The organism is uncultured Maritalea sp., from assembly GCF_937139385.1.
Classification (GTDB): Bacteria; Pseudomonadota; Alphaproteobacteria; order Rhizobiales; family Devosiaceae; genus Maritalea; species Maritalea porphyrae_A.
Window position 1 is genome coordinate 1 of the sequence record NZ_CAKZPW010000116.1, and the last position, 2,548, is coordinate 2,548.

General features: G+C 48.7%; 5 protein-coding genes. 4 read left to right on the forward strand and 1 reads right to left on the reverse strand.

What is annotated here, in order from left to right:
* Both Q0231_RS04750 and Q0231_RS04755 read left to right on the forward strand, forming a co-directional pair.
* Positions 1–629, forward strand: a 629-nt coding sequence (locus Q0231_RS04750) for an aspartate-semialdehyde dehydrogenase (protein WP_299345726.1), incomplete at its 5' end; no start/stop codon positions are given.
* Positions 630–724: 95 nt separating this feature from the next.
* Entirely contained in the window at positions 725–1,159 is a 435-nt protein-coding gene (locus Q0231_RS04755) for a GNAT family N-acetyltransferase (protein ID WP_299345729.1), read from the forward strand.
* Positions 1,160–1,166: 7 nt separating this feature from the next.
* Here the strand turns inward: Q0231_RS04755 and Q0231_RS04760 are convergent, their stop codons facing one another.
* Positions 1,167–1,811 (reverse strand): carbonic anhydrase, encoded by a 645-nt coding sequence (locus Q0231_RS04760; protein WP_299345732.1) that lies wholly within the window; start codon positions 1,809–1,811, stop codon positions 1,167–1,169.
* A 128-nt stretch (positions 1,812–1,939) separates the two neighbouring features.
* Between Q0231_RS04760 and Q0231_RS04765 the strand changes: the two genes are divergently transcribed.
* Together Q0231_RS04765 and sdhC are read left to right on the forward strand one after the other, a co-directional pair.
* Positions 1,940–2,146, forward strand: a complete 207-nt coding sequence (locus Q0231_RS04765) for a DUF1737 domain-containing protein (RefSeq protein WP_299345735.1) — start codon at positions 1,940–1,942, stop codon at positions 2,144–2,146.
* A 174-nt stretch (positions 2,147–2,320) separates the two neighbouring features.
* A partial coding sequence (gene sdhC / locus Q0231_RS04770; protein ID WP_299345737.1) for a succinate dehydrogenase, cytochrome b556 subunit occupies positions 2,321–2,548 on the forward strand: 228 nt, incomplete at its 3' end.

Genomic DNA, 2,548 nt, shown 5'->3' on the forward strand with positions numbered 1-2,548 from the left:
CGCAGCTTGTTGTGGCACTAAAGCCCTTGCACGATTTTGCGAAAATCAAACGTATTGTGGTTTCAACATATCAGTCTGTTTCTGGTTCAGGCAAAGAAGCTTCTGACGAGTTATGGAACCAGACCAAAGGCATTTATGTGACCGACATGCCAACGCCATCCGTTTACACAAAACAAATCGCTTTTAACGTGATCCCGCACATCGATGTCTTTATGGAAGATGGGTACACCAAGGAAGAGTGGAAAGTTTTGGCTGAAACCAAAAAAATGCTCGACCCAAAAATCAAAGTGACATGCACGGCCGTGCGCGTGCCAGTGTTTGTTGGGCACTCTGAAGCCGTCAATATCGAGTTTGAGAACGAGATTACAGCCGACGAAGCGCGCAATATTTTACGTGAAGCACCTGGTGTTGCTGTTGTGGATAGCCGTGAAGATGGTGGCTATATCACCCCTGTTGAAGCTGCGGGTGAAGATGCGACTTACATCAGTCGTATTCGTGAAGACGCAACGGTTGAGAACGGCCTGAACATTTGGGTTGTTTCAGACAATTTGCGCAAAGGCGCAGCGCTGAACACGATACAAATTGCTGAATGTATTATCGAGCGCGGATTGATGACCAAAGCGGCATAGGGTTCAACCAAGTTAAAGCGAATTGAAGCCGGGCCTTGTGCTCGGCTTTTTTCTTTGATCAATTGAGCTTAACTTTGGTTCCGTTAGGAAAATCCTTGCTCCAATTACGCCTTGCGACTGATGCGGATATTGAAACGATTGCAGATATATTTTTGCGCTCGCGCCAAGTTGCTTTGCCGTTTTTGCCCATTGTGCACACACCAGCAGAAGACCGAGCGCATATGTGTGAAATGTTGGCGCGGGGCCGCATCACGTTGGCGGTCAAGGATGAGAGGGTGGTTGGTTTTCTGGTGGATCTTGAGGGGTGGATTGCCCATCTATATGTGGATCCTGAGGTGCGTCGGCAAGGCGTTGGCGCTATGTTGCTGGATGAAGCAAAACAACGCCATGACAGGTTAGAGCTTTGGTGTTTTCAACAAAATTGGGCCGCACGCGCGTTTTACGAAAAGAACGGCTTTGTCGCTGTAAAAGAAACCGACGGGGAGAATGAAGAAAAACTCCCCGATCGGTTGTATCGTTGGCAAAGCTAGTGGTTGTTTAGCTGGCTTCAGGGCGCATAAAATCACCCGTTTCGCCGTCCATGACCCATAATTCAGCAGTTGAGATATCAAACCAAGCGCCATGTAGGGACAGGGCACCTTGTTCTACCAATTCACCGATATAGGGGAACGACTTAAGGTTGTTGATAGATTGACGCACACCAACACGTTCAAGCGCTGTTTGCCGTTCGCCATCTGTCATGATGCCCGCGGCTGCCACTTGCTCGGCCACCGGGCCAAGTTGGCTCATCCATTTGCCGATGAAATCACCTTCGTCCAGTTTGGTGTCGCCGCCTGAAAGTGCTGCGGCAATGCCACCGCACCGGCCGTGGCCCATGACAACGATGTTGGAAACGCCCAATCCTTTGACCGCAAACTCAATCGCTGCGGAGGTTGAGTGATGGCGGCCGTCTGGGGCGTATTCGGGCACCAAGTTTGCCACGTTTCGCACCACAAACAATTCGCCAGGGTGGGCACTGAAAATCATTTCAGGCGCTGCACGGCTGTCGCAGCATGCGATGATCATTGTTGAAGGGGTTTGACCTTTTGAGGCCAGGTCCCGGATTTTTTCGCGCTCTTCAATAAAGCGGCCATCCATGAATTCACGATAACCGTTGAGCAATTTGGTCGGAAACTTGTTCATAGGTTTTCCGAATACAGCTAAATTCAAAATATTTCAATGCATCAAAAGTGGCATCTGGCCTGCAAAAAACGAATAACTTGCAAAAGTTCTCAATTCGTTGAAAAAGTGAGGAGATTAATGGAGTTTTTATGCAGATCTATCGCTTTATAACCAATGATGACGACAGCCAATTTTGCAAACGGGTGAGCAAAGCCCTCAGCGAAAGTTGGGCGCTTTATGGGGAACCAAAATATGTTTTTGATGTCGCAGAAAACAAGATGCGATGCGGGCAAGCGGTCACAAAACAAGTGGCTGACCAGCCGTTTGATATGGAAAAAGCCTTGACAGAATACTAGAGCCAGATGCAATTGGCGCAAGGTTAACCTTTGTTTACCTATAGGTAATGTAGGGTCTCCGACTTAAGAACAAGGCTCGTTTCTTTGACGAATCTGTCAATGACGAGTAGATGTTTCAGTGTCTTTGCATTTTTGGCAAGGACTTAACGCAAAAGATCAAGAGGCCCTGTCGCAATGGCTGAACCTAATCGACCTCTCTCGCCGCACCTGCAAATCTATAAATTCGAGATCACGATGGCCATGTCCATTGTGCACAGAATTACGGGTACAGGGCTTTATTTTGGCACAGCATTGCTCGCGTGGTGGTTCGCCGCCGCAGCGATTGGCGATGGCGCTTTTGATATGGCGCAGGGCTTTTTCAACCACTGGTTTGGCCGGCTGATCTTGATCGGCTACACATGG